A 1910-nucleotide genomic window follows, 5' to 3' on the forward strand; every position below is an offset into this window, starting at 1 on the left:
GAGCGCATCCATGGTAAGGATGAGGTCTCGGGTTCAAGCCCCGATCGTGGCTCCAAATTAGAAATTTTTCAGAAATCGTGGCGCAACGTACGCCGCTTTTTATAGTGTAGTATAAAGTAACTTGCCGTATATGCACAAAAAAGCGTAGCTTCTGAGCGAAATCTAAAGATTTTTTATATCACCCAAAAATAGTCTTAAAATAAATCCTATCCACCAAAAATGTATTTTTGGAAGTTTTTGGTGTATACTGGAGATGTTGTGAATGATAAAATAATACGTAAAGAATACTTAGACCAATTAAAACTTTTGAAGGATCAAAAAGTGGTTAAGGTCATAACCGGCATTCGCCGCAGCGGGAAATCTACACTTTTAGAGATCTTTCGAGATGAGCTGAAATTACAGGGCGTAAAAACAAAACAAATCCAAAGTTATAATTTTGAAGATCCAGACCTAAACCAAGATTTAAACTGGCGAAGTATTTATGAAAAAATTTCTGCCAAGTTAGTGACTGGCGTCCAAAATTATATTTTTCTCGACGAAATTCAAAACGTCCCTGAGTTTGAAAAGTTAGTTGACGGGTTATTTATAAAAGATAATGTAGATCTTTATATTACTGGATCGAATGCTTTCTTGCTTTCTGGCGAACTTGCTACTTTATTGACTGGCCGCTACATCTCAATCCATATGTTGCCATTCTCGTTTAAAGAATATGTTCAAATGTTTCCAGACGAGCAAAATGAAGATCGTCTATTTGAGAAATATATGGCGAATAGTGCTTTTCCTGAAGTTATAACGCTTTCAAAAGTTAATGAAAAATTAAGCAATAATTATCTAAGAGATATTTATGAGACGATTGTCGGTAAAGACATCGCTAAGCGATATGAAATTCGGAACGAAGTCGATTTCGAGCGAGTAATAAAGTTTGTGTTTGACAATATAGGCAGTCCGCTTTCTGCGCGTAATATCAGCAACGCTCTGAAAATGGGAGGTAACTCAATTTTTCATGGAACGGTAATCAATTATCTTAAGTACTTAACAAAATCCTATTTGATTTATCCTGTTAGCCGTTATGATATTAAAGGCAAAAAACTGTTAACTACTAACGATAAATATTACGCAGTTGATCTAGGATTGCGCAATATTCTACTAAGCAATTCGCCAAAATCTGACATCGGACATCGTTTGGAAAATATTGTTTATCTAGAACTTTTGCGCAGGAATGAGGGCGAGATTTTTGTTGGTAAAACACAAGAAAGCGAAGTTGACTTTATTGTCCAGAAAATGAATGGCGAGCGAATTTATTATCAAGTGGCCTATCAAGTGAATGATCGCCCTGAAACTTTAGAAAGGGAACTTTTGCCATTTAAAAAGATCAAAGACAACTATACAAAGATGTTATTGACTATGGACTTAGTGCCAGAGGAGTTTGATGGCGTGAAAAAAATTAATGTAGTTGATTGGCTTTTGGGTAAAAATAGGGACTAAATAAGCTATGAAACTATTTCTAAAGATATTGAGAAAATACTAATGGTAAAATAGAAAGTGCTTTATATATATTCTTTAATCACTATTCTCAACCCGACCGAGTACTAGAGCTTGCAGGTAAACTTTTAGCTGCACGCAATAAATCGAGAAAACTGCATAAATTTGCCTTGGCTAATGACGCAGTAATTTGCATAGTCTCCTATAGTAAAAACGCCGCATTTTAAGCCTATATTCTACTTATCATTATCTATCGTCGGTAAAATTACCGTGATTAGCTCGTCGGTTTCTTCTTGCTTTTTCTGTTCGTCCTGGTCGTTGATACTGCGCGCAGATTCCGCCGGTTTATGTCTACCGGCGATTGCGAGCAGTGTGATTATCGCTAGTACAATTATTAATATTTCCATTCGTGGTAGTATTATATCATT

2 protein-coding genes are annotated in these 1910 nt (G+C 35.8%); one reads left to right on the forward strand and one right to left on the reverse strand.

Annotated features, from left to right (window positions below; translation table 11 throughout):
• Window positions 1-258: 258 nt before the first annotated feature.
• On the forward strand, window positions 259-1485 hold the full coding sequence (locus tag Q0257_RS09645) for an ATP-binding protein (protein WP_298024428.1): 1227 nt from the start codon (window positions 259-261) through the stop codon (window positions 1483-1485).
• Window positions 1486-1718: 233 nt separating this feature from the next.
• Here the strand turns inward: Q0257_RS09645 and Q0257_RS09650 are convergent.
• A partial coding sequence (locus tag Q0257_RS09650; protein WP_298024429.1) for a hypothetical protein occupies window positions 1719-1910 on the reverse strand: 192 nt, incomplete at its 5' end.

The organism is uncultured Campylobacter sp. (assembly GCF_938018035.1).
Classification (GTDB): Bacteria; Campylobacterota; Campylobacteria; order Campylobacterales; family Campylobacteraceae; genus Campylobacter_B.